General features: G+C 65.0%; 20 protein-coding genes. 10 read left to right on the top strand and 10 right to left on the bottom strand.

What is annotated here, in order from left to right:
* Positions 1–4: 4 nt before the first annotated feature.
* Positions 5–1,393 (bottom strand): glutamate--tRNA ligase, encoded by a 1,389-nt coding sequence (gene gltX / locus DSM104635_RS10095; RefSeq protein WP_158766079.1) that lies wholly within the window; start codon positions 1,391–1,393, stop codon positions 5–7.
* A gap of 79 nt (positions 1,394–1,472) precedes the next feature.
* Here gltX and DSM104635_RS10090 point away from each other — a divergent pair, with 79 nt between their 5' ends.
* Positions 1,473–3,587 (top strand): ComEC/Rec2 family competence protein, encoded by a 2,115-nt coding sequence (locus tag DSM104635_RS10090; RefSeq protein WP_158766078.1) that lies wholly within the window; start codon positions 1,473–1,475, stop codon positions 3,585–3,587.
* Here the strand turns inward: DSM104635_RS10090 and lexA are convergent.
* The 7 genes from lexA to DSM104635_RS10055 all read right to left on the bottom strand — a co-directional run bounded on the left by lexA (position 3,578) and on the right by DSM104635_RS10055 (position 11,383).
* Entirely contained in the window at positions 3,578–4,249 is a 672-nt protein-coding gene (gene lexA / locus DSM104635_RS10085; protein ID WP_158766077.1) for a transcriptional repressor LexA, read from the bottom strand. The genes DSM104635_RS10090 and lexA overlap by 10 nt on opposite strands.
* Before the next feature lie 71 nt (positions 4,250–4,320).
* Positions 4,321–5,097 carry an indole-3-glycerol phosphate synthase TrpC gene (trpC, locus tag DSM104635_RS10080; RefSeq protein ID WP_158766076.1) on the bottom strand — a complete coding sequence of 259 codons (777 nt, stop codon included), beginning with the start codon at positions 5,095–5,097 and terminating at the stop codon, positions 4,321–4,323.
* Positions 5,094–6,104 carry an anthranilate phosphoribosyltransferase gene (gene trpD, locus DSM104635_RS10075; protein ID WP_158766075.1) on the bottom strand — a complete coding sequence of 337 codons (1,011 nt, stop codon included), beginning with the start codon at positions 6,102–6,104 and terminating at the stop codon, positions 5,094–5,096. The genes trpC and trpD overlap by 4 nt, the downstream gene beginning before the upstream one ends.
* The gene (locus tag DSM104635_RS10070; protein ID WP_158766074.1) at positions 6,101–6,676 is read right to left on the bottom strand and encodes an anthranilate synthase component II; all 576 of its coding nucleotides are present in this window, start codon (positions 6,674–6,676) and stop codon (positions 6,101–6,103) included. The genes trpD and DSM104635_RS10070 overlap by 4 nt, the downstream gene beginning before the upstream one ends.
* A 136-nt stretch (positions 6,677–6,812) precedes the next feature.
* Positions 6,813–7,916 (bottom strand): DNA glycosylase AlkZ-like family protein, encoded by a 1,104-nt coding sequence (locus DSM104635_RS10065; RefSeq protein WP_158766073.1) that lies wholly within the window; start codon positions 7,914–7,916, stop codon positions 6,813–6,815.
* A gap of 9 nt (positions 7,917–7,925) precedes the next feature.
* Entirely contained in the window at positions 7,926–9,473 is a 1,548-nt protein-coding gene (trpE, locus tag DSM104635_RS10060) for an anthranilate synthase component I (protein ID WP_158766072.1), read from the bottom strand.
* Positions 9,470–11,383: a peptidylprolyl isomerase gene (locus DSM104635_RS10055; RefSeq protein WP_158766071.1), complete on the bottom strand. Its 1,914-nt coding sequence runs from the start codon at positions 11,381–11,383 to the stop codon at positions 9,470–9,472. The genes trpE and DSM104635_RS10055 overlap by 4 nt, the downstream gene beginning before the upstream one ends.
* 89 nt (positions 11,384–11,472) lie before the next feature.
* Between DSM104635_RS10055 and tpiA the strand changes: the two genes are divergently transcribed.
* The 4 genes from tpiA to DSM104635_RS10035 all read left to right on the top strand — a co-directional run bounded on the left by tpiA (position 11,473) and on the right by DSM104635_RS10035 (position 15,478).
* Positions 11,473–12,231, top strand: coding sequence for a triose-phosphate isomerase (gene tpiA / locus DSM104635_RS10050; RefSeq protein WP_158766070.1), 759 nt, complete (start codon positions 11,473–11,475; stop codon positions 12,229–12,231).
* Positions 12,232–12,342: 111 nt separating this feature from the next.
* Positions 12,343–13,119 (top strand): preprotein translocase subunit SecG, encoded by a 777-nt coding sequence (secG, locus tag DSM104635_RS10045; protein ID WP_158766069.1) that lies wholly within the window; start codon positions 12,343–12,345, stop codon positions 13,117–13,119.
* A 58-nt stretch (positions 13,120–13,177) separates the two neighbouring features.
* On the top strand, positions 13,178–14,812 hold the full coding sequence (gene pyrG / locus DSM104635_RS10040) for a CTP synthase (protein WP_158766068.1): 1,635 nt from the start codon (positions 13,178–13,180) through the stop codon (positions 14,810–14,812).
* Between the two features lie 81 nt (positions 14,813–14,893).
* The gene (locus DSM104635_RS10035; protein ID WP_158766067.1) at positions 14,894–15,478 is read left to right on the top strand and encodes a TerB family tellurite resistance protein; all 585 of its coding nucleotides are present in this window, start codon (positions 14,894–14,896) and stop codon (positions 15,476–15,478) included.
* On the opposite strand, the gene DSM104635_RS10030 is transcribed toward DSM104635_RS10035, so the two are convergent.
* Entirely contained in the window at positions 15,475–16,329 is an 855-nt protein-coding gene (locus tag DSM104635_RS10030; protein WP_228445646.1) for an alpha/beta hydrolase, read from the bottom strand. The genes DSM104635_RS10035 and DSM104635_RS10030 overlap by 4 nt on opposite strands.
* Before the next feature lie 113 nt (positions 16,330–16,442).
* Between DSM104635_RS10030 and DSM104635_RS10025 the strand changes: the two genes are divergently transcribed.
* From DSM104635_RS10025 to DSM104635_RS10015, 3 genes are read left to right on the top strand one after another with little or no spacing between them, the layout of a single operon-like run.
* Positions 16,443–17,057: a GIN domain-containing protein gene (locus DSM104635_RS10025; RefSeq protein ID WP_158766065.1), complete on the top strand. Its 615-nt coding sequence runs from the start codon at positions 16,443–16,445 to the stop codon at positions 17,055–17,057.
* Positions 17,058–17,099: 42 nt separating this feature from the next.
* Positions 17,100–18,017: a diacylglycerol/lipid kinase family protein gene (locus DSM104635_RS10020; RefSeq protein ID WP_158766064.1), complete on the top strand. Its 918-nt coding sequence runs from the start codon at positions 17,100–17,102 to the stop codon at positions 18,015–18,017.
* An 8-nt stretch (positions 18,018–18,025) separates the two neighbouring features.
* Positions 18,026–18,841 carry a metallophosphoesterase family protein gene (locus DSM104635_RS10015; protein WP_158766063.1) on the top strand — a complete coding sequence of 272 codons (816 nt, stop codon included), beginning with the start codon at positions 18,026–18,028 and terminating at the stop codon, positions 18,839–18,841.
* Here DSM104635_RS10015 and DSM104635_RS10010 read toward each other — a convergent pair whose 3' ends face one another.
* Entirely contained in the window at positions 18,842–19,288 is a 447-nt protein-coding gene (locus DSM104635_RS10010) for a CBS domain-containing protein (protein ID WP_158766062.1), read from the bottom strand. It lies immediately after the preceding gene.
* A 159-nt stretch (positions 19,289–19,447) separates the two neighbouring features.
* Between DSM104635_RS10010 and rpmF the strand changes: the two genes are divergently transcribed.
* On the top strand, positions 19,448–19,630 hold the full coding sequence (gene rpmF, locus DSM104635_RS10005; RefSeq protein ID WP_158766061.1) for a 50S ribosomal protein L32: 183 nt from the start codon (positions 19,448–19,450) through the stop codon (positions 19,628–19,630).
* A gap of 45 nt (positions 19,631–19,675) precedes the next feature.
* Positions 19,676–20,236: a hypothetical protein gene (locus DSM104635_RS10000; RefSeq protein WP_158766060.1), complete on the top strand. Its 561-nt coding sequence runs from the start codon at positions 19,676–19,678 to the stop codon at positions 20,234–20,236.
* The last annotated feature ends 9 nt before the right edge of the window (positions 20,237–20,245 follow it).

Genomic DNA, 20,245 nt, shown 5'->3' with positions numbered 1-20,245 from the left:
GGTCTCACACCTGATCCGATATGCGCGCGAGTGCTTCCTCGCGACCGAGTAATTCCAATGTCTGCCCCAAGTCCGGCGAAGGCGTGCCGCCCGTCAGCGCCGCCCGCAAACCGGGGCCGATTTGACCTAATCCAACGCCTTCGTCGGTAGCGAAAGCCTTAAGCGCGCTGCCCAGCGAGACATGGTCCCAGGCCGGCTCGTTCGCGAGCCTGTCGCGCAGGCGCAGAAGGCGTTGCTTGAAGTCGTCTTTCAGCAGCGATTGGGACTTCTCGTCAAGCGCAAGCGGTCGTTTCGCCAGCACAAAACGCGCTTGCTCGGCGAGGTCCGGAATCGTCTTTGCCCGCTTTTTCAGCAGCGGAATGGCGTTTGCCAAAACGACGCGCTCCGCGCCGCCTAAAGTCTCGCCACCGCGCTGTTCGATGAAACCCAAGACCAGCCGCGCCAACCGCGAATCGTCCGTAAGCGCCATGAAGTGCGCGTTGACCGAGTCGAGCTTCTTGAAGTCGAGCCGCGACGGCGCCTTGCCGATTTGCGTCACGTCAAAGATCGGCGCCGCGTCCTCTTTCGTCAAAATGTCATCGTGCCCCGGGCTCCAGCCCAGACGCATCAAATATGCGTTCATCGCTTCAGGCAGGTAACCCATGTCGCGCCATTCGTGTACGGCCTGCGCGCCGTGGCGCTTGGAAAGCTTCTTACCATCTTCGCCGTGAATGAGCGGCACATGCGCGAACTTCGGCGGCGTCCAGTCCATCGCCCGGAAGATCACGATCTGCCGGGCCGCGTTGGTCAAATGGTCATCTCCGCGGATCACGTGGGTCACACCCATGTCGTGATCGTCGACCACGACCGATAGCATGTAGGTGGGATTGCTATCGGCACGCAGCAAGACGAGATCGTCGATATCGCGCGCCTTGATCCGCACATCACCCTGGATCAGATCCGCGTTCAGCACATCGCCGTCATCCGGCGCGCGCAAACGCACTGTGAACGACGCGTCCGGCGCCGGCGGCGCTTTCCCGTCGCGATACGGAGAGCGAATGGCGCGGCCCTCGGCGTGCGCCGCGTTGCGCTGTGCTTCCTGCTCTTCCGCCGTCATGTAGCAGCGGAACGCGGCGCCGCGCTTGACCATCGCCTCGGCCACGTCGCGATGCCGTGGCGCCTGTGCGAACTGGTACGTGATTTCGCCGTCGTGCTGGAGGTCGAGCCAGTTCAGGCCATCGATCAGCGCATCAACAGCCTCCGGCGTCGAGCGCGCTCGATCGGTGTCCTCGATCCGCATCAGGTATTTGCCGCCCATTCGGCGCGCGTAAAGCCAGTTGAAAAGAGCCGTTCGCGCACCGCCGATATGGAGGTAGCCTGTGGGCGAGGGGGCGAAGCGTGTGACGACGCTCATCGGGGAGAATTCAGGGTGGTCAAAGCGCGCGCGTGGTAGCACGGCGCCCGCGTTTTCTCCTAGTCGCGCGCTGGCCGCCGTGGTCGCACTGCAGCGCGACCGTTGGATCTTGTGGTTGCCGGTCAGCATGGTCGCCGGCGCCGCCCTCTGGCTCACCGCGCCCACCGATCCGCCCTGGTGGATCGGCCCGTTGTTCCTCGTACTGGGGACCGCCACCGCCATCGCCATTGCCGCATGGACAAGCGAGCGCGCCGACGGCTGGGCCATGACGACACGCCACGTCCTCGGTGGCCTTTGCGCGCTCATCGCCGCCGCAGGGCTTGGCTTCACCTCCGCCCACCTGCGCGGCCTCACCGTCGCGCAGCCGGCCTACATCGGCGGCGAAGAACCCGTGCGCGTCGAAGGCTGGGTCGTCGCCAACGACGCCAACGACAACGGCCCACGATTGCGTCTGCTCGTGCGCAGCATCGAAGGCGTCGCCGAGCCGCCGCGTTACGTGCGCCTCTCGGTGAGCGAAGCAGGACTGCTGACCGCAGGTCGCGCCGCAAGCTGCCGCGGCATCCTCGGTCCGCCCTCAGGCCCCATGGCGCCCGGCGCCTATGACTTCGCCCGCCGCGCCTATTTCGAACGGCTCGCCGCTACCGGGTTCGCCTTCGGCCGTTGCCGTCCTGCCGATTTCGCCCCGCCGCCGGATTGGCTCGACCAACAGCGCCTCTTACTCGCCGCCGTCCGCGCCGATCTTGCCGCGGCCATTGTCGACGCCGCGCCTGGGCGCGGTGGCGCGATCGCCTCCGCGCTGATCACGGGCGACCGCAGCGCGATCGACGCCGACACCAACGCCGCTCTCCGCGACTCCGGCCTTGGGCATCTGCTTTCCGTCTCGGGCATTCACATGGGCATCGTCGGCGGCCTGGTGTTCGCGACGCTCGTTTGGACGCTCTCGCTGATCGCGCCGATCGCGCTACGATTTCCGATCAAGAAAATCGCCGCCGTCGGCGCGCTCCTCGTGCTGGCGGCGTACCTCATCATCTCCGGCTCAAGCGTGCCGGCGCTGCGCTCGTTCGTGATGGCCTGCGTCGCCTTCGGCGCGATTCTGCTCGACCGCCCCGCCATCTCCATGCGCGGCCTCGCGCTTGCGGCGTTCATCGTCGTGCTGATCTTTCCGGAATCCGTGATCGAACCCGGCTTCCAGATGAGCTTCGCCGCCACCATGGCGCTCGTCGCGTTGTTCGAAATCCTGAAGCGCGCGCCACACGAGCCAGCGCTGCCAACGCCCGGTCCACTGATCGGCGCGCTGCAAGCCACGACGCGCGGCATCGGCGGCGTGTTGCTGATCTCGTTCGTCGCCGGCCTCGCGACCGATCCATTTGCGATCTACCACTTCCAGCGTTTTTCGCTTTACGCGCTGCCCGCCAACCTAATCGCCGCCCCGATCATGTCGTTTTTGGTCGCGCCAGCGGCTGCCGTCGCCGCCGTTCTCGCGCCCTTTGGCATGGCGGATATTCCGCTCGAAGTGATGGCCAGCGCCCTCGATCTCATCGCCGCTGTCGGCCAAACCTTCGGGGAGCGACCCGAAGCGGTCCGCGCCATGCCGCGTCCGCCGGACTTGGCGTTCATCTTGTGCGTCGTTTCATTGCTTTGGGTGGGGTTGTGGCGCGGAGCCTTGCGCTGGCTCGGAGTGATCTTCTTCGCCGCCAGCATCGCGCTCTACATCAAGGCACCAACACCGATGGTGGCTTTCGACGCCGATACACGCGCCGTCTATGCCCGCGCTGACGGCGCTTCGGCGTGGACGCTTATCGCAGCCCCCGGCCGCTCCACCTACGCACGCGACCGCCTAGGCGCCATGCTCGGCCTCTCGCCGCCGACACTCGAACGTCTCGCGCCGCCAGAAAACTGCGGGGAGGGCGGCTGCACCTGGCTCGCCGCCGACCGCACATTTGCATTCGTTACAGATGAGACCGGCTTCGCCCGCGCCTGTCAGCGCGACGCTATCGTGATGAGCCGCGCCACCGCGCCAGCCGATTTCACACAGCGCTGCGGCACGGCAGCAATCCTAGATGCACCCGATCTCGCCCTACGCGGCGGCGCGTTGATCTACGCGACAGAGCACGGCGTCCGCATCGAACGCGCGCTCTCACCGGCCATCAGCCGACCGTGGACACCACGCGGCGGCGCCAGCGATCAGGAATAACGCCGGATCATGGCGACGAGCTTGCCCTGGATCTGCACACGGTCAGGGCCAAAGATGCGCGTCTCATAGTTTGGGTTCGCCGCTTCGAGCGCAATCGAGTTGCCGCGCTTGCGCAAGCGCTTCAGCGTCGCTTCCTCGTTGTCGATCAAAGCCACGACGATATCGCCGCTATCGGCCACGTCGGTTTTCTTGATCAGCACCACGTCGCCATCGAGGATACCGGCCTGGATCATCGAGTCGCCTTTGACCTCGAGCGCGAAATGATCGCCGTTGCCGAGCAAATCGTCCGGTGGCGTGATGCGGCCAATCTCGGTTTGGAGCGCTTCGATCGGCACACCGGCCGCAATCTGGCCCAGAATAGGGATGCTGCCGCTATTGGAGCGGCCTTCGCCGACCACGCTCGGCCTAAACGAGTTGCGCCCCTTCGCAGGCGCGGCAGGCGCCGCACTTTCCGGCATCTTCAGCACTTCCAGCGCCCGCGCCCGGTGGGGCAGGCGCCGCAGAAAGCCGCGCTCTTCGAGCGCCGTGATCAGCCGGTGGATGCCGGATTTCGACGCCAAATCGAGCGCCTCCTTCATTTCATCGAAGGACGGCGAAACGCCGCTCTCTTTGATCCGCTCATGGATATAGAGCAGCAGTTCTTTTTGTTTCGCTGTCAGCATGACCTGGACCAAAGGGTGAACGATATTTGTGTTCTATATCCGTTCACGGCGCCCGGTCAAGTCCAGTTTAGTTAACGGCCAAGTAGTGACCGCGTGGCCGCCGCCACATCCTCTTGCCGCATCAAACTCTCGCCCACGAGAAACGCGCGAGCCCCGGCGCGCTGTAGTCGCGCGATGTCGGCGTTCGTCGCGATACCAGATTCAGAGACCAGCAGCACGTCGCTCGGCGCCATCGTCACCAAGCGCTCCGTGGTCGCGAGGTCGGCTTCGAATGTCTTCAACGAGCGGTTGTTGACGCCAATCAACTTCGCATCGAGCGCCAACGCCCGCGCCATCTCGCGCTCGTCATGCACTTCCACGAGCGCATCCATTGCGTGCGCCGCCGCCGCATCGGCCAACGCATGCGCCAATGCATCGTCAACCGCCGCCATGATGATCAGGATCGCGTCCGCGCCGATGACCCGGCTCTCGGCGATCTGCCAAGGATCGATCATGAAATCTTTGCGCAGCACGGGCAGGGCGCACGCTCGCCGCGCTTCGACCAGATAGTCCTCATGCCCTTGAAAGCTCGGCGCATCTGTCAGCACGGAAAGACATGTCGCGCCGCCATCGGCATAGGCGCGCGCCAACACGGGCGGATCGAAGTCAGGCCGGATCAACCCCTTCGACGGGCTCGCCTTCTTGATCTCCGCAATCAGCGCCGTCGTCTGCCGCTCCAGCGCCGCACGAAAGCCGCGCACCGCCGGCGCTTCTGCTGCTTCGCGTTCCAACGCGTCCAGCGAGCGCTCCCGCTTCCGCGCCGCCACTTCCTCGCGCTTGTACGCGACGATCTTCGCCAGCACGCTCATGGCGCGCTCTGCGAAACGGCGATCAAGTTCGCCAACGCCCCACGCGCAGCGCCGCTATCGATCGACTTCAGCGCCATCGGCCAGCCCTCTGGCACATCCTTAGCCTTCCCCGCTACCACCAGCGCGCCCGCCGCGTTCAGTGCCACCGCGTCGCGATGCCCCGGCCGTCCGCCGCCATTGAGCAACGCCATCATCTCTTCGGCGTTTTCTGCGGCCAAGCCACCGCGTATGTCCGGATTGATCTCCGCATCCCTCGTCGCGCGCACCATCGTCACCGCGCCGGCATCCAGGATCGCCACGGTGTTGGCGTCACTCCCTTGCGCCGAAAGCTCATCCAGCCCGCCGGCGCCATGCACCACCCAAGCCTTTTCGCAACCAAGCTCTTTCAGCGCCCCCGCCACCGGCTCCAGAAAGTCCACGCTGAATACGCCCATCAACTGCCGCTTCACGCCAGCGGGATTGGAGAGCGGCCCCAGCAGATTGAAAATCGTCCGCTTCCCCAGTTCACGCCGCGCCAACGCCACGTGACGCATCGCCAGATGATGGTTCTGCGCAAACAGAAACGCCAACCCCGCCTCGCGCAAGCATCGCTCCAATGTCGGCACATCGCCCGTGAGCTTCACACCCAGCGCTTCCAGCACATCCGCCGCGCCAGACCTTGAACTCATCGCCCGATTGCCGTGCTTGGCCACGGGCACGCCGCAACCCGCCACCACGAACGCCACCGCCGTCGAGATGTTCAGCGTGTGCGCGCCATCACCCCCCGTGCCGCAGACATCGATCGCGCCTTCTGGCGCCGCCACCCGCACCATGCGCGACCGCAACGCCCGCGCGCCCGCTGCGATCAGCGGCGGTGCGTTCATCAGTGGCATGGTGAGCGTCAGGAACTGTTTGATGTCATCATGCGAAGCGACGCCATCCATGATTTCGGAGAAGGCGCCGTCGATCTCGGATGACTGGACGTAGCCGCCATCCTTCAGCGCCGAAAGCGTCGCAGCGAGGCTCATCGCAACGCTGCCACACTCAGAAAGTTCGCGACGATCGCGTGCCCATGCTCGGACGCGATCGATTCCGGGTGAAACTGCACCCCAAACACCGGCCGCGATTTATGGGACATGCCCATCACTTCGCCGTCGGCCGTCTCCGCGTCGATTGTCATCACGTCCGGAAACGTCTCGCGCTTAACCGCGAGCGAGTGATAGCGCGTCGCCTTGAAGGGGGAGGGCAGGCCTTTGAACACGCCGCCGCCGCGATGCGTCACGTCGGAAACCTTGCCGTGCATGATCGCCTGCGCACTCACCACCTCGCCGCCGAACGCTTGCCCCATCGCCTGGTGCCCGAGACACACGCCGAGGATCGCCAAACTCTCCGGCGCCTCACGCAGAAAATCCAAACAGATGCCGGCTTCGTTTGGCGTGCAGGGTCCGGGCGAGAGCACCACCGCCTTCGGCTTCATCTTCAGGGCATCGGAAACGGAAAGCGCATCGTTGCGGCGGACTTCCGTTTGCACGCCGAAGTCCTCGATGTAGTGGACGAGGTTATAAACAAAGCTGTCGTAATTATCTATGACGAGGATCATGAGCGGCCCCAAAGGCTAAGCGTGAACAAAACGGATCAGCGTTCGTTCGCGCGCCATCGAGTGGGGGACCAGAGCGTCATGCGTGGGCACCTTAGCTGAAAATCCAGCTCATGAAATAGGGCTCGCCCATTGGCCATCAGCCGATGCCCAAAAACACCCTTACTCGCTCAAGCTCTTCATCGAGCGCGCACTTAAACGCGGCGTCGCGAGGCGGCTTGCCGGATTGGTAGCCCAATTGCGCGATCAGCCGATTGTCCACAACGGAAAGATTGCCCCACCCGATCACGGTGTCGCGCCATAATAGCGGCAGCGCGTAATAGCCGCGCCCGCGTTTGGCCGCCGGCGTGTAGGCCTCGAAGCGATAAGCCCAACCCCAAAGCATCTCGAACCGTCGCCGGTCCCAAACCACAGGGTCGAACGGCGCGAGCAGGCGAACGGAGTCGCTGCCGCTCGATTGCGTCATCCAGCGCGCGCTGTGCGGGTTCTCGCCTTCGGCCCAAAACCACCGCACGCCATCGATCTCGGCCGACGGCAAACGTTTGCGTGCGCGCTTGAGCGCGGCGCGGTGTTGGCGTCTCCATTGCGGCGCGCCGCCCCGCAAATGGTAGGCGAGCTGGGTAAGCGAGCGGTCAGGTATGGGCGCGTACTTGCGCACGATCACATCAATGAGCGCATCCATCGCAGCCGGCGCGTCCTCGACGGGGGGCGTCTCGGCGCGCGCTTCGTAAAGCCGCACGCCGCCCGCTCGGCCGGCAATGCGGACGAGCCCGCGATAGTGCATGTCGTCGAGCAATTGCGTGCTGGCATTCGATGACCCGCCGAACCAATTGCGCACCTTGCCGTGTTGGAACCGCGCGTCGACCTCGCTCGGATGCACGACGCCGCGTTCGCGAACGAAGGCGAGCACAGCGGCGGCCTTCGCCGCCCGCGATTTTGTCCATCGCTTGCGCGGCGTGCGCGGGTGCATGAGCTGATGCGTCGCCCGCGGCAGGAAACCGTAGTTGATGAAGAAGTCCTCTTCGATCGCAAGCTTTGCGTAGCGCCGCTCGAGATCGCCAGCGCGATAATCGCGCACGCGGTGGCGCAGGATCAGGTCCTGGGCTCGCGCTGGCGCGCGTATCGGATCAGCTTGCACGAAGCCGAGGCGTTCTATGGCGCGCGGCAGCGTGGTGGGCATAAACAGCGTACGCGCCACCGCGTAGCGGCGGAGATCGTCAAAGGTGGGCGGCTGTGTAGCCATCAAGCGAAATCAATCGTAGCGCCAAGCTTCCGCGGCAGCCCCAAACACCGCGCGCGACTTGTGCAGCGTCTCCTGCAGCTCCGCCTCGGGGTCGCTGTCCAGCACGACGCCACCGCCAGCCTGTACATACAGCATGCCGTGTTTCACCACGCCGGTTCGGAGCGCGATGCATGTATCCATATCGCCGCCGGCGCCGAAATAGCCGACCCCGCCGGCATAGATGCCGCGCCTGTGCTTTTCGACTTCGTTGATGATCTCCATCGCACGGATCTTCGGCGCGCCCGTCACCGTGCCGTGCGGAAAGCCCGCGATCAGCGCATCGAGCGCGTTTAGCCCTTGCGCAAGTTCGCCTTCGACGTTGGAGACAATGTGCATCACGTGGCTGTAGCGCTCGATCGTGAACGACTCCGTCACGCGCACGTGCTTTGAACCGGCGTCCGCCGCCGCCGCCAGATTGCCGCTCGCGCCGCCACGCACCGCAACGCGCCCCAAATCATTGCGCGCCAAATCCACCAGCATCAGATGCTCGGCACGCTCTTTCGGGTCGGCGAGCAATTCATGCTCCAACGCCAAGTCTTCGGCCGGCGTCGCGCCGCGCGGCCGCGTGCCCGCGATCGGCCGGATCGTCACCGTGTCACCGCGTAGACGCACCAGGATCTCCGGGCTCGATCCGACGACGCTAAAATCCTGGAAGTTGAGGTAGTACATAAACGGCGAAGGATTGAGCCGCCGCAGCGAGCGATAAAGCGCCAGCGGCTCGTGCGCGAATGGCGCCGAAAAACGCTGACTTGGCACCACCTGAAAGATGTCTCCAGTGCGCGTGTACGTTTTGCACTTTTCGACCAGCGCCCGGTAATCATCCGGCGTAGTGTTCGATACCGGCTCGCGCGGCTTGGAAGCAGCGGGTCTTGATGGGAGTTTCGGCAACGGCCGGTCCAAGGCTCGCGCGATCCGCATCAAGCGTTGCCCGGCTGCGTGATACGCCTCCGCTGCGCCTTGTCCGCTGCGTGGCCGCGCTGGCGTCACCAGGGTGATCTCGCTGGTCACGTTGTCGAACACGCAAATCACCGTCGGGCGCACCAGCAGCGCATCCGGCGTGCCAATGGGATCTGCCGTGTTGTCCGGCAGCTTCTCCATAAAGCGCGCCATGTCGTAGCCGAGATACCCAAACAGCCCCGCCGCCATTGGCGGCAGGGAAGGCGGCAACTCCAGCGCCGACTTCGCCAACAATTTGCGCAAGCTCTTCAGCGGTGCGTCCTTGTGGGCGCGGAAGGCGCTGTCGGCGAAACCGCCGCGGCTCTGCTCGGCGCGGCCATCCTTCACGCGCCACACCAGATCGGGCCGGAGCCCGATGATGGAATAGCGGCCGCGGAAATCGCCGCCTTGCACGCTTTCCAACAGAAACGTGCCTGGCCTGTCGGCGCCGAATTTCAACAGCGCCGAAACCGGCGTCTCCAGATCGCTGACGCGCTTGGTCCATACAACACCGCCGCCCTTTGCATAGGCGGCGGCGAAGTCTTCTAAAGATGGCTCGAGCGGTGGTCGCTCTGAGGTCATTGCGCCGGTGCTTCCTCGTCGCCGGACTGGCGGAAGGTTTGGTTGATCAATTGCTCGTTCCGGCGTGGGTTGGCGCGGCGAATGATTTCGTCCTGCAGCGCGGCGGCAAAGCTCTCGCCAAGCGTTTGCTGAAGCTGCAAGCGCGTGGCCTCGACTTCTTCGGGATGTTCCGCCGGATCGACGCGATTGATCTGTTCCACAATCGCCACCAGCATGGCTTGGCCGTCGGCGCGCGCGTCAGCGACGACCGCGCCCTGTTGGTCGGCAAAGATCTGTCCGGCCAAACCGCGCGCAGGAATCTGCGACGCCATGCGCCGGTCGATCTGCTGCGAACTCACCAGCATGTTGAAGCGGTTGGCCCGCGCCGCGGCCGCAAAGCTCTGACCGCCGCGCACGGCCTCGATGACGTCTTGGCTCATGTCGCGGAGACGTCGCGCCCGTTCGCGGCCAATCCACACTTCGGTCAGCTGCGGACGCACATCGTCGAGCGGGCGCACGAAGGACGGCGTCACGCTATCGACCGAGATGATCACATCCGCATCGCCGACCGGCGCGAAATCCGTGGCTTCGCCTTCGTCGGTGGCGAAGGCAGTCGTCACCAGCTCTTCCATGCCCGCGAGAGCTTCGATCTCGTTACCTTGGGCGTCGTGACCGCCGGCTTCAACCGCCGGGATGGAGACCACGCCCAGCCCGCTTTGACGCGCGGCCTCGGCAATTGGAGTGCCGCTCGCCCGCGCATCCTCGAACGTGTTGATCGCGGTGTTGAGGAGCGAGCCAGCTTCGTCGATGGCGATGGCCTGCCGCAGCTCGTCGCGCATCGCGGCTAAGCTTGGCTCAACCGCCGGCGTCACCGCTTGCACTTGAACGACAGCCCACGGCGTCAGCGAACCGCGCACGACGCGTGGCGCGGCGCCCGCCCGCATTTCGAACACCGCTGCGGCCACGTTGGCGTCCGTCACTTCTGCGCGCGCGTGGTTCTCGCCACGCGTTGCCTGGAGCGAGAGCGCTGCCGCAACGGCGTCCGCGCGCTCGCCACGGCCAAGCCGCGCCGCCGCATCGTTCGCCTGCGCCTCTGTTTGCGCCGAGATGCGGACATAGGTGCGGCGTTCCGGTTGCGTCAGCGCCGCACGGCGCGCTTCGAACTCCTCCTGCAACCGCGTCTCGGGAATGTTGACGCGCGCGATGAAATCCTGCGGCCGCGCATACACCAGCGTCAGCGCCCGGAACTCCGGAACGCGAAGCGAATCTTGGCTCTCTTCCCAGAACGTCTGTAACTGCGCTTCGGTCGGCGGCGGAATCGCGCCAGCGGCGGAGAGCGGGGCTTCGGCAATGGAGACCACGCGGGTCTCGGATTGGTAGGCGAGGCCGATGGCGCCGAAGCTCGACGGCGCGCGCACGCCGGCGACCAGTGACTGCATCAGCATTTCCCGCGTGATGTCGCCGCGCATGTCGTTTTCGAACTCAGCCCGGTTGTACTGAAGCTGTTGTAGGAATGCGTCGTATGCCGCGCGGTCGAATTGGCGCGTCACCGGGTTCATCACGGCTGGGATCGAACGGATGCGCTCGCCGACCTGAGCGTCACTGGCGCTGACGCCGATCTTCTGCGCGTAATTGTCGAACGCGCGCCGGCCGATAATGCCTTCCAGCAACCGCAAATGCAGACCGGCGTCGACTGCCTCCTGTTGCGAGACATTGCGTCCGTTGGCGCGTCCTCCTCGGAGCGTCAGCTCCAATTCGCGCGAGAGTTGGGCCGGCGTCACCGTCCGCGCGCCGATTTGAACCAGGTTCGCCGAACCGGGCATCGAAATCCCGCTCTGCGGAATGAGGAACGCGACCATCGCCAGGCCGACCAGACCCAGAATGACGCTGGCGATGAAGCCGCGGGAGAGTTTACGAAATTGCAGAAGCATGAACGCATCCGGTAAGCGTGAAGGCGCCGGACCATAAAGACGCCCCCAGGCGGGGGCAATCGCCGGAGCTGGGTCGAGAGGGAGGCCAAATGGCCGCGCGCAAGCCGTTGATCGCTGGAAACTGGAAGATGTTCGGCCGCAGCGCCGATCTGGGCGAAATCGCGGCGCTCGCCGAGACGATCGGCCCGGCGTCAGGCGTTGTCGACGTGCTGATCTGCCCGACCGCGACCTACATCGCCGCCGCCGCTGAGCAGGTGAGGGGCAAGACCATCCTGATCGGCGCTCAGGACTGCAGCGCCATCGCCGACGATTCCGCACGCACAGGCGAAATCAGCGCGGCCATGCTGGCCGATGCTGGCGCCCGCTGCATCATCGTCGGTCACTCCGAACGCCGTACGTTGCACGGGGAAACCAGCGACCTGGTGCGCCGGAAGGCGGAAGCAGCGCTCGCCGCGGGCGTCACGCCCATCATCTGCGTCGGTGAGACCCAAGCCGAGCGCGAAGCCGGCCGCGTCGCTGAAATCGTCGGCCTGCAGGTGCGCGAAAGCGTGCCGGAGCAGGGCGCCAACATCGTCGTCGCCTACGAGCCGGTTTGGGCCATCGGCGGGACGCGCACGCCGACTTTGCCGGAGATCGCCGAGGTCCACACCCTCATCAGGCGCGTCCTTGCCGAACGCTTCGGCGATCAGGCGAACGCCATCCGCATCCTCTACGGCGGCTCCGTGGGTCCCAAGAACGCGGCGGAGATCTTTTCCGTCGAGGGCGTCGATGGCGCCCTGGTGGGCCGCGCTAGCCTCAAGGCAGCTGACTTTGCAGCGATTATTTTGGCCCATCCGGCTGCGTCTTAGGGGTGCGCTGCGCCGGGCTGGTGTTTAGGATGGCCCTCAGCTATTGAGCGCCCTTTCGCGCGCGCCCATGTCCGGGCGGGCGCCGATGTGCGCTGGGAGTGCGGGCAGCCTATGGAACTCGTCGTCCTCATCATTCACCTGCTGGTCTGCGTCTGTTTGATCGGCCTCGTTCTGCTCCAACGCTCCGAGGGTGGCGCGCTGGGCATGGGCGGTGGCGGCGGCGGGTCGCTGATGAGCGGCCGTGGCGCAGCCGACGCGCTTGCCAAGATGACGTCCGTCGCCGGCGGCTTCTTCCTAGTGACCTCGCTCGGCCTTACAGTTCTGTCCGGTGCCTCATCCGCCTCCGCTGGCGGCTCGGTGCTCGACAACATCGTCCCGCGCAGCTCCATGATCGCACCGGCGGCGCCAGTCGCGCCCGCGCCGACGCCTGCCGAAACCCGCCCTGATCCGACCGAAAGCAGGGCGCCGCAAGCGACTGACACGCGCCTCGCGTCGATTATGCCTGGCCCCGCGCCAGCAGCGGCTGCGCCGTCAACGTCAGGCACCACCCGCGCTGGCCCGCTGACCACGGCCTCCGCCGCGCAGCCGACGACCGCGCGTACCACAACCCGCACCACCGCGCCGCCGCCGGCCACCACCCGTTCCGGCGCCACAACGGTTCCAGCGTCGACAGCCGGCACGGCGACAGTGCGTCCGCAACCTGCGGCAACGCAACGTTCCGCTGGCGCAACGGCCACGTCGACGCCTGCGCCGCTGGTCCTGCCGAACACCTCTGGCTCGGTAACCGGCATCGCTCTGACGGATGATCCAACGCATCAGACCGAATCGATAGAGATTGGCGGCGGAGTGGAAGCCGTACGGCGCGAACGCGCCGGCCCCGACCAGTAAGATTTAGTCCGTCTAAGCCGGGCTGGGGCAGAACGCGGCCGGGCTGATTTGGAAAGTTATGGCGCGCTACGTGTTCATTACCGGCGGCGTGGTCTCTTCCCTTGGGAAGGGCATCGCCTCCGCCGCTCTCGGCGCTTTGCTTCAAGCGCGGGGATACCGGGTCCGCCTCCGCAAACTCGATCCCTACCTCAACGTCGATCCGGGGACGATGAGCCCGTATCAGCACGGCGAAGTCTTCGTCACGGACGACGGCGCCGAGACTGACCTCGACCTCGGCCACTACGAGCGCTTCACCGGCGTGTCGGCGCAACAAGCCGACAACATCACCACCGGCCGCATCTACCAGGAGATCATCGCCAAGGAACGCCGCGGCGATTATCTCGGTGCGACTGTGCAAGTGATCCCGCACGTCACCAACTCGATCAAAGAATTCATCCTCTCCGATCACGGCGACGCGGACTTCGTGCTCTGCGAAATCGGCGGCACCGTCGGCGACATCGAAGGCTTGCCGTTCTTCGAAGCCATCCGCCAACTCGGCCAAGAACTGGATCCCGGCCAAGCCGCGTTCGTGCACCTCACGCTGCTGCCTTACATCCCGTCAGCCGGCGAGATGAAGACGAAGCCGACGCAGCACAGCGTGAAAGAACTGCGCTCGATCGGCATCCAGCCCAATATTCTGCTCTGCCGCTGCGATCGTCCGATTCCCGAGGAAGAGAAGAAGAAGATCGCGCTGTTCTGCAACGTGCGCGAAGGCGCCGTCATCGAAGCGCGCGATCTGCCGACGATCTATGAAGCGCCGATGGCGTATCACGCCGCGGGCTTCGACACCGAGTTGCTGAAGTACTTCGGCGTCACCGTCGCCCCGCAACCCGATCTCACGAAGTGGGAGACGATCGTTCATCGCCTCAAATCACCCGATGGCGATGTCACCATCGGCGTGGTCGGCAAATACACTGAGCTGAAAGACGCCTACAAATCGCTGATCGAAGCGCTGCATCACGGTGGCGTCGCCAACAACGTCAAAGTCAACATCCGTTGGATCGAGTCCGAGAAGTTCGAGGAGAAGGGCGCCGCGTGGCACGAAGATCTGCACGGTGTGCATGGCGTGCTGGTCCCGGGCGGCTTCGGTGAGCGCGGCAGCGAAGGCAAGATCGCCGCCGTCACCTTCGCGCGCGAACACGACACGCCATTCTTCGGCATCTGCTTCGGCATGCAGATGGCCTGCATCGAAGCCGCGCGTAACCAAGCTGGCCTCAAAGGCGCCAGCTCAACCGAGTTTGGCCCAGCCAAGCATCCCATCGTCGGCCTGATGACCGAATGGCTCAAAGGCAACGAACTGGAAAAACGCCAAGCCGCTGGCGATCTCGGCGGCACCATGCGCCTCGGCGCCTACAAAGCAGCGCTCGATCCCGACAGCAAAGTCGCCGCCATCTACGGCGACACCGAAATCTCCGAGCGCCACCGCCACCGTTACGAAGTGAACACCAAGTACCGCGACAAGCTCGAAGAAGCCGGACTTATCTTTTCGGGCATGAGCCCAGACGGCGTGCTCCCCGAAATCGTAGAACGCCGCGACCACCCGTGGTTCATCGGCGTGCAATATCACCCCGAGCTCAAGAGCCGCCCCTTCGAACCGCACCCGCTCTTCGCGAGCTTCATCGCGGCAGCGGTGGAGCAGAGCCGCCTCGTCTAATCGCGTGAAAATCCTTTGCGACAATGCCGTTGGTCGATTTTCATCCTCACATTTTCGTGCGCGACAAAGGACAATGGACGGATGAACCGATTGCCACTCATCGCAACGCTCCTGTCCGCCGCGCCCGCCGCCGCCGCGACGCCCACGGCTTCTGCGCCGAGCGGAAGCGCCATTCTCGCGCTTTTCATATTCGTGGTCGTCGCGTGGATTTCTTTCCGCGTCGTGGCGCGTGCTTTACGCGCGCGAAAAGCCCAAGCAGCGGTCGGTGGAAGTTTCGAGGAATATGTTCTCGAAGCGTTGGCCAATGCGGCTCGTATCGACGGCCGGCTTAATCCGGCCGAACGCACAGCCATCGCAAGCGCCATGCGCGACATCGCTGGACCCACCTTCGATGAAGCGCGCGTTGAAACGGCGCTGGCGCATGCGCGCCTCAGCAAGGCGGAGTTGGTCGCCTATCTTGCTTCGCGGGCAGGTGCGTTCACGCATGAACAGAAGTCGGCGCTATTGAGGGCTCTGCTCGCGGTCTTTGTCGCTGACGGCGCCTTCGATGAAATCGAGCACGCCGCTTTGGTGGATTACACCGCCGCCGTCGGCTTCGATCGCCAGAGCGCGCCGCAAACGCTGCGCCGCATCGCCGGCGATTTCTCGCGCGGCAATATAACCTAGTCCGTCACCGCGCGCGCGAACGCCGTCACATCATCCAGCACAGGGGCGCGCCCTCGGAACGGCCGAGACAAAGCGATCAGAATGTCGATGTGATCGACGTTCTGGTAGATCTTGGTCTCCACGCGCCCACCCGCGGCGCGCTGCACCCGGGCCAAACTCTCGAGATTGCGCGGACCGACCGTGTCGTCGTCGACGCCCCACAACAACAGCAAAGGCGGTGCATCCGCGCGTGCGAAATGGACAGGCTGCGTTAGTTGTGGATCGGGCGCTTGCCCGAACGCGTTACGCGTCGCGTTGACATCGAACGGCAGGAAATCGTACGGCCCCGCCAATCCCACGGCGCCACGAATAGAACCATCCGCCACGCCGGCAGAGCGCAGATAGTCGCCAGCCAACGCCAGCATCACCGCATTGTACCCGCCAGCGGAATGGCCCACGAGCACGATCCGCCGGCCGTCGCCGCCATACTCAGCGACATGATCGCTGACCCAGCGAACCGCCGCAGCGCAATCCTCCACAAAGCTGGGAAACCGCACTTCTGGCACCAGCCGATAGTCCGGCACGACAATCATGAACCCGCGTGACGCCAATGCCGCGCCGAGAAACTCGTAGTCGTCCTTGTCGCCCGTCGCCCATGAACCGCCATAGATGAACACGATCACCGGGAGCGCCGCAGCGGCATCCGTCGGCGCATATACGTCGAGCTTTCGTCGCGCCCCCTCGCCATATGCCATGTCGCGCGCGACCCGCCGCACGCCCGCATCGCGCGGGGTGAGGGAATCGAACGTCCCCAGCGAGGGGGTACACCCAGCCAAAAAGGGCAGGGCGGCGAGCAGGGTCCGGCGGCGCATCATGGCTCTTACGTCTCCCACCCTGGTTCGGATGCCAAGCCCGCATCCAAACCCCGAGGTCAATGCATCCTCCCCACGAAAGCGCCCATGCCCGCGGCAGCTCGGAGGAGTCCATGAAGTACCTGATCGCGCCGGCGCTGATCGCCCTGGCCTTGGCCACAGCCGCCCAGGCCGAAACCCGCAACCTGACCGGCTTCGATGGCGTCGGCGCTGCTGACAAAATCGACGTCTATGTGACCCAGGGTGAAGGTTTCCGCGTCGAGGTCACAGGCCGCGACGCCGCCCGCGTCCGCACCGAAGTCAGCGATGGCAACGTTTTGCAAATATCGTCCCGTAGCCGGTCCTGGTGGGGCGGGACGCCCGATCTCGACGCCACCGTCCGCGTCACCATGCCGGCCATCGAAAACCTTGCCGCCGCCAAAGGCGCCACACTCACCGCCACCAACATCCGCGCCGGCAACCTTGATCTCGCCGCAGCCATGGGCGCCGAGCTGGATGTGTCTGGAACCTGCAGCCGCGTCGATATCACGGCCGCCATGGGCGCCTCGGTCGATGCCGAACACCTCATCTGCAACGAAGCCGATGTCTCTGCTTCAATGGGGGCCGATATCGAACTCAACGCCACTCAGTCGTTCGACGCCTCGGCTTCCATGGGCGCATCGGTCAACAATTCCGGCGCCGGCGCCGCCCGCGATGTGTCGGCCTCGATGGGCGCCTCGGTAAACTGAGCCATTGGGAACCCACGCGACGGCGCCGCGTTGGGTTCCCACATGGAACAGGTCAGCGAAACAATGGCGCAAGCTGCCGCGCCGGAACGCGCTCGCGCGATCGGCTCGGGCGCGAAGGCGCTCGTCTTTTTTAATGAAAAGGCTGGCAGCGTCACCGCCGCTGATCGTGAGAAACTCGTCGCCGCCCTCGCCACCGCCGACATCGGTCAGGTTGCAATGATCGACGCCGAAAAAATCTCGCGCAAGCTCTTCGCCCGCGCCAAGGAGTTCGATGTCATCATTGTACTTGGCGGCGACGGCACCGCGCGCGCCGCGGCCGAACTCGCGCCGCGCAACGGTCCGCCACTGATCCTGTTGCCGGGCGGCACGCTCAATATCCTGCCGCGTGCGCTCTACGGCGAACTGCCTTGGCCCGAGGCGCTCGCCGCAGCACTTGAGCACGGTGTCATAAAGAAGCTGCCTGTCGGCCGCGCCAATGACGAGCCATTCTACGTTGCCGCGCTCTTTGGCGGCACAACGCAACTTGTTCACGTCCGCGAAGCCGTACGCGAAGGGAAACCGCTGACGGCTTGGCGCCGGCTCCGCATTGCGTTCAAACGTTCCTTCACGCGCGATCTGCGCGCGCGCACTGGACGTGGTGCGATGCAGAAGATGGAAGCCATTGGCGTTCTGCTCCCAAGCTTCTCTGGCGGAATTGAAGCCGATGATCTGGAATGGGTCCGTCTCGACGCGCGTCATCTGCTCGACTTCGCCCGCGTCAGCATCCGCGCGCTCACCACGAGCTGGCGCAACGATTCCGCCATAGAGATCAGCCGCTGCAAGTCCGGCGACATCGACGCCAAGCTCGGTTACATCCACGCCACGCTCGACGGCGAACCCCGCCGCTTCTATTCGCGCGTTCACATCAAGTACGATCCCAACGGGCCGCGTGTTCTGGCCCTGGAACCCGAAGCAGCGTGAGCGCAAGCGTGCAGCTAGTTCATCTCACCGATCTCCACTTCGGCTGCGAGGATAAACACGCGCTCGCGGCGGCCGCGAAATACATCGCGGATCTCAAGCCCGACGCCGTCATCATCACTGGGGACGTCTCCAAGGATGGCCTGGCCGTCGAACTCGACAACGCCTGCGCCTGGATGCGCGATCTCGCGGCGCCGGTGATGATGACGCCCGGCAATCACGACGTGCCGTACTACGAAATGTGGGGCCGGCTCGCGTACCCCTGGACACGCTTTAGAAATGCGTCGCACGGCATCCAAACCCAAGCTTGGCACACGCAGCTTTTCTCCATCGTGCCGGTCAACACCGCGCGCGCCTGGCAATTCCGTTTCAACTGGGCGCAAGGCGAGATCTCGCGCGGCCAGACCGCTATTGCTGCCGCCGAATTGCAGAAAGCTCAGCCCGGCGCGCTGCGCATCCTCATCACACACCATCCTCTGGCATGGCCCAACGACGCTCCGATCAAAGGCATCACGCGCGGTGGCGAGCGCGGTTTGGAAAAACTCATCGACGCCGGCGCCGAACTCTTCCTCAGCGGCCATCTCCACTTCGCCTCCGCGCGCCTGGTCGGCACCCGCGCGCTGAGCGTCGTCAGCGGCACGCTCTCCCAGCGCGTGCGCCACGAGCCGTGCGCGTTCACCGTGATCCGCCGGCCGCTCGAGGACACCATCGAGGCTGAGGTGATCTACATCGTCCAAGGCGTGTGCGAGACCGCCAGCATCCGCCAATTCCGCCTCAATGCCCCGCTCGAACCCGGCGCGCCGGCTGTGGTTCACGCGCAGGCTTGATCAGGCGCGTCCGTCGATCGATTGGCTGCGCTCGCCACCCGGCCGCGCGATGCCTTCCAGCGCTTCGCCCGCTTCCTCGGCGTTCACCGCCAGCGCGATGTCGGCCAGCGACACGATCCCAACAAGCCGCTTTTCCACGTCCACGACGGGCAGCCGGCGCACTTGCATCTCGCCCATGTTGTCGCTGACATGATGTACGTCCTCGTCCTCGTGGCAGTAGAGGACGTCATGGGTCATCACCTCGCCCACGGTGGTCTCCGGCCCTTTGCCGACCGCTACCGCCCGAATGGCGATATCCCGGTCCGTCACCATCCCCGCTAGGCGGTCCCCGGCGGCAACGGGGAGGGCGCCGACATCGGCGTCGGCCATGATCCGGGCGGCTTCCCGGATCGTCGCTTCCGGCGTCACGGTGCGGACGTCGCGGCTCATGACATGCTGAACGATCATCGGTTATCTCCGTCTCTGGCGCGCAGCCCCAGGAATCCCCAGGCCAACGCGACGTTTGAGCCGGGGTTCCGGGCAGGGCTGAGGCTTGCCGGAAAGCCCCGTTTGGCCTATCAGCCCCGCTTTCCCGATGTCTGACCCGGGTCCAGGAGTTTACCGGCTATGGCCGTTCCGAAGCGAAAAACCACGCCCTCGCGCCGCGGCATGCGCCGGTCGCACGACAAGCTGGCGAAGAACACCTACGTCGAAGACGCGGAGTCCGGCGAACTCCGCCGTCCGCACCACATCGACCTGAAGAGCGGCCGCTATCGCGGCAAGCAAATCCTGAAGCCGCGCGAGGACTAAGTCCGAGCGCGTCCCCGCGAAAGCGGGGACCCAGGGGTTGACGAGATGACCGGCGTTGGCTCGATGCGCGCTTTCGCGCTCGCTCTTTCCATCTTGGCGCTGGCCGCGTGCCAGCAGGACCCGCAGTCGCAAGGCGCGCGGGATTCGACCGTTCCCGCGCTCACCGTGGAAGGCTACGGCGACATGCGCATCGGCATGACGCTCGCCGAAGCGCGCCAAGTCTCTGGCCGGCCAATGAACAACGAAGCACTTGAGCCGGAAATTTCCGGCGCTTGCGTCGAACAGCAATACACAGCGACGGACGGCGATCAGCTCTGGCTGATGTTCGAAGGCGATCGCCTGACGCGTGTCACCGCGAGCAGCGAAGCGCCACGTACCCGCACGGCGCAAAACGTTGGCGTCGGCTCAACCGACGCTGAAGTCCGAGCCGCGTACCAAAACGTCATCGAGGAAGGCGCGCATTACAACCCGCCGCCCGCGCACAATCTCCTGATATGGACCGTCCCGGATCAAAGCGGCTTGCTGTTCGAAGTGAGCGAAACCGGCGTCGTCACCGCCGTCCACGCCGGCGGCCCTTCGATCCGCTACATGGAAGGCTGCGCCTAAAGCGCATAC

The sequence above is a fragment of the Terricaulis silvestris genome (genome assembly GCF_009792355.1).
In the GTDB taxonomy this organism is placed as follows: Bacteria; Pseudomonadota; Alphaproteobacteria; order Caulobacterales; family Aquidulcibacteraceae; genus Vitreimonas; species Vitreimonas silvestris.
Note: the sequence above shows the minus strand (reverse complement) of the source record. Positions and strands in the feature narration are given on the sequence as shown.

Bases quoted from the DNA above. Each gene is read 5' to 3' on its own strand.
- gltX (WP_158766079.1), bottom strand. From the start codon at position 1,393: ATGAGCGTCGTCACACGCTTCGCCCCCTCGCCCACAGGCTACCTCCAT.
- lexA (WP_158766077.1), bottom strand. From the start codon at position 4,249: ATGCTGACAGCGAAACAAAAAGAACTGCTGCTCTATATCCATGAGCGG.
- trpC (WP_158766076.1), bottom strand. From the start codon at position 5,097: ATGAGCGTGCTGGCGAAGATCGTCGCGTACAAGCGCGAGGAAGTGGCG.
- trpD (WP_158766075.1), bottom strand. From the start codon at position 6,104: ATGAGCCTCGCTGCGACGCTTTCGGCGCTGAAGGATGGCGGCTACGTC.
- DSM104635_RS10070 (WP_158766074.1), bottom strand. From the start codon at position 6,676: ATGATCCTCGTCATAGATAATTACGACAGCTTTGTTTATAACCTCGTC.
- DSM104635_RS10065 (WP_158766073.1), bottom strand. From the start codon at position 7,916: ATGGCTACACAGCCGCCCACCTTTGACGATCTCCGCCGCTACGCGGTG.
- trpE (WP_158766072.1), bottom strand. From the start codon at position 9,473: ATGACCTCAGAGCGACCACCGCTCGAGCCATCTTTAGAAGACTTCGCC.
- DSM104635_RS10055 (WP_158766071.1), bottom strand. From the start codon at position 11,383: ATGCTTCTGCAATTTCGTAAACTCTCCCGCGGCTTCATCGCCAGCGTC.
- tpiA (WP_158766070.1), top strand. From the start codon at position 11,473: ATGGCCGCGCGCAAGCCGTTGATCGCTGGAAACTGGAAGATGTTCGGC.
- secG (WP_158766069.1), top strand. From the start codon at position 12,343: ATGGAACTCGTCGTCCTCATCATTCACCTGCTGGTCTGCGTCTGTTTG.
- pyrG (WP_158766068.1), top strand. From the start codon at position 13,178: ATGGCGCGCTACGTGTTCATTACCGGCGGCGTGGTCTCTTCCCTTGGG.
- DSM104635_RS10035 (WP_158766067.1), top strand. From the start codon at position 14,894: ATGAACCGATTGCCACTCATCGCAACGCTCCTGTCCGCCGCGCCCGCC.
- DSM104635_RS10030 (WP_228445646.1), bottom strand. From the start codon at position 16,329: ATGCGCCGCCGGACCCTGCTCGCCGCCCTGCCCTTTTTGGCTGGGTGT.
- DSM104635_RS10025 (WP_158766065.1), top strand. From the start codon at position 16,443: ATGAAGTACCTGATCGCGCCGGCGCTGATCGCCCTGGCCTTGGCCACA.
- DSM104635_RS10020 (WP_158766064.1), top strand. From the start codon at position 17,100: ATGGAACAGGTCAGCGAAACAATGGCGCAAGCTGCCGCGCCGGAACGC.
- DSM104635_RS10010 (WP_158766062.1), bottom strand. From the start codon at position 19,288: ATGATCGTTCAGCATGTCATGAGCCGCGACGTCCGCACCGTGACGCCG.
- rpmF (WP_158766061.1), top strand. From the start codon at position 19,448: ATGGCCGTTCCGAAGCGAAAAACCACGCCCTCGCGCCGCGGCATGCGC.
- DSM104635_RS10000 (WP_158766060.1), top strand. From the start codon at position 19,676: ATGACCGGCGTTGGCTCGATGCGCGCTTTCGCGCTCGCTCTTTCCATC.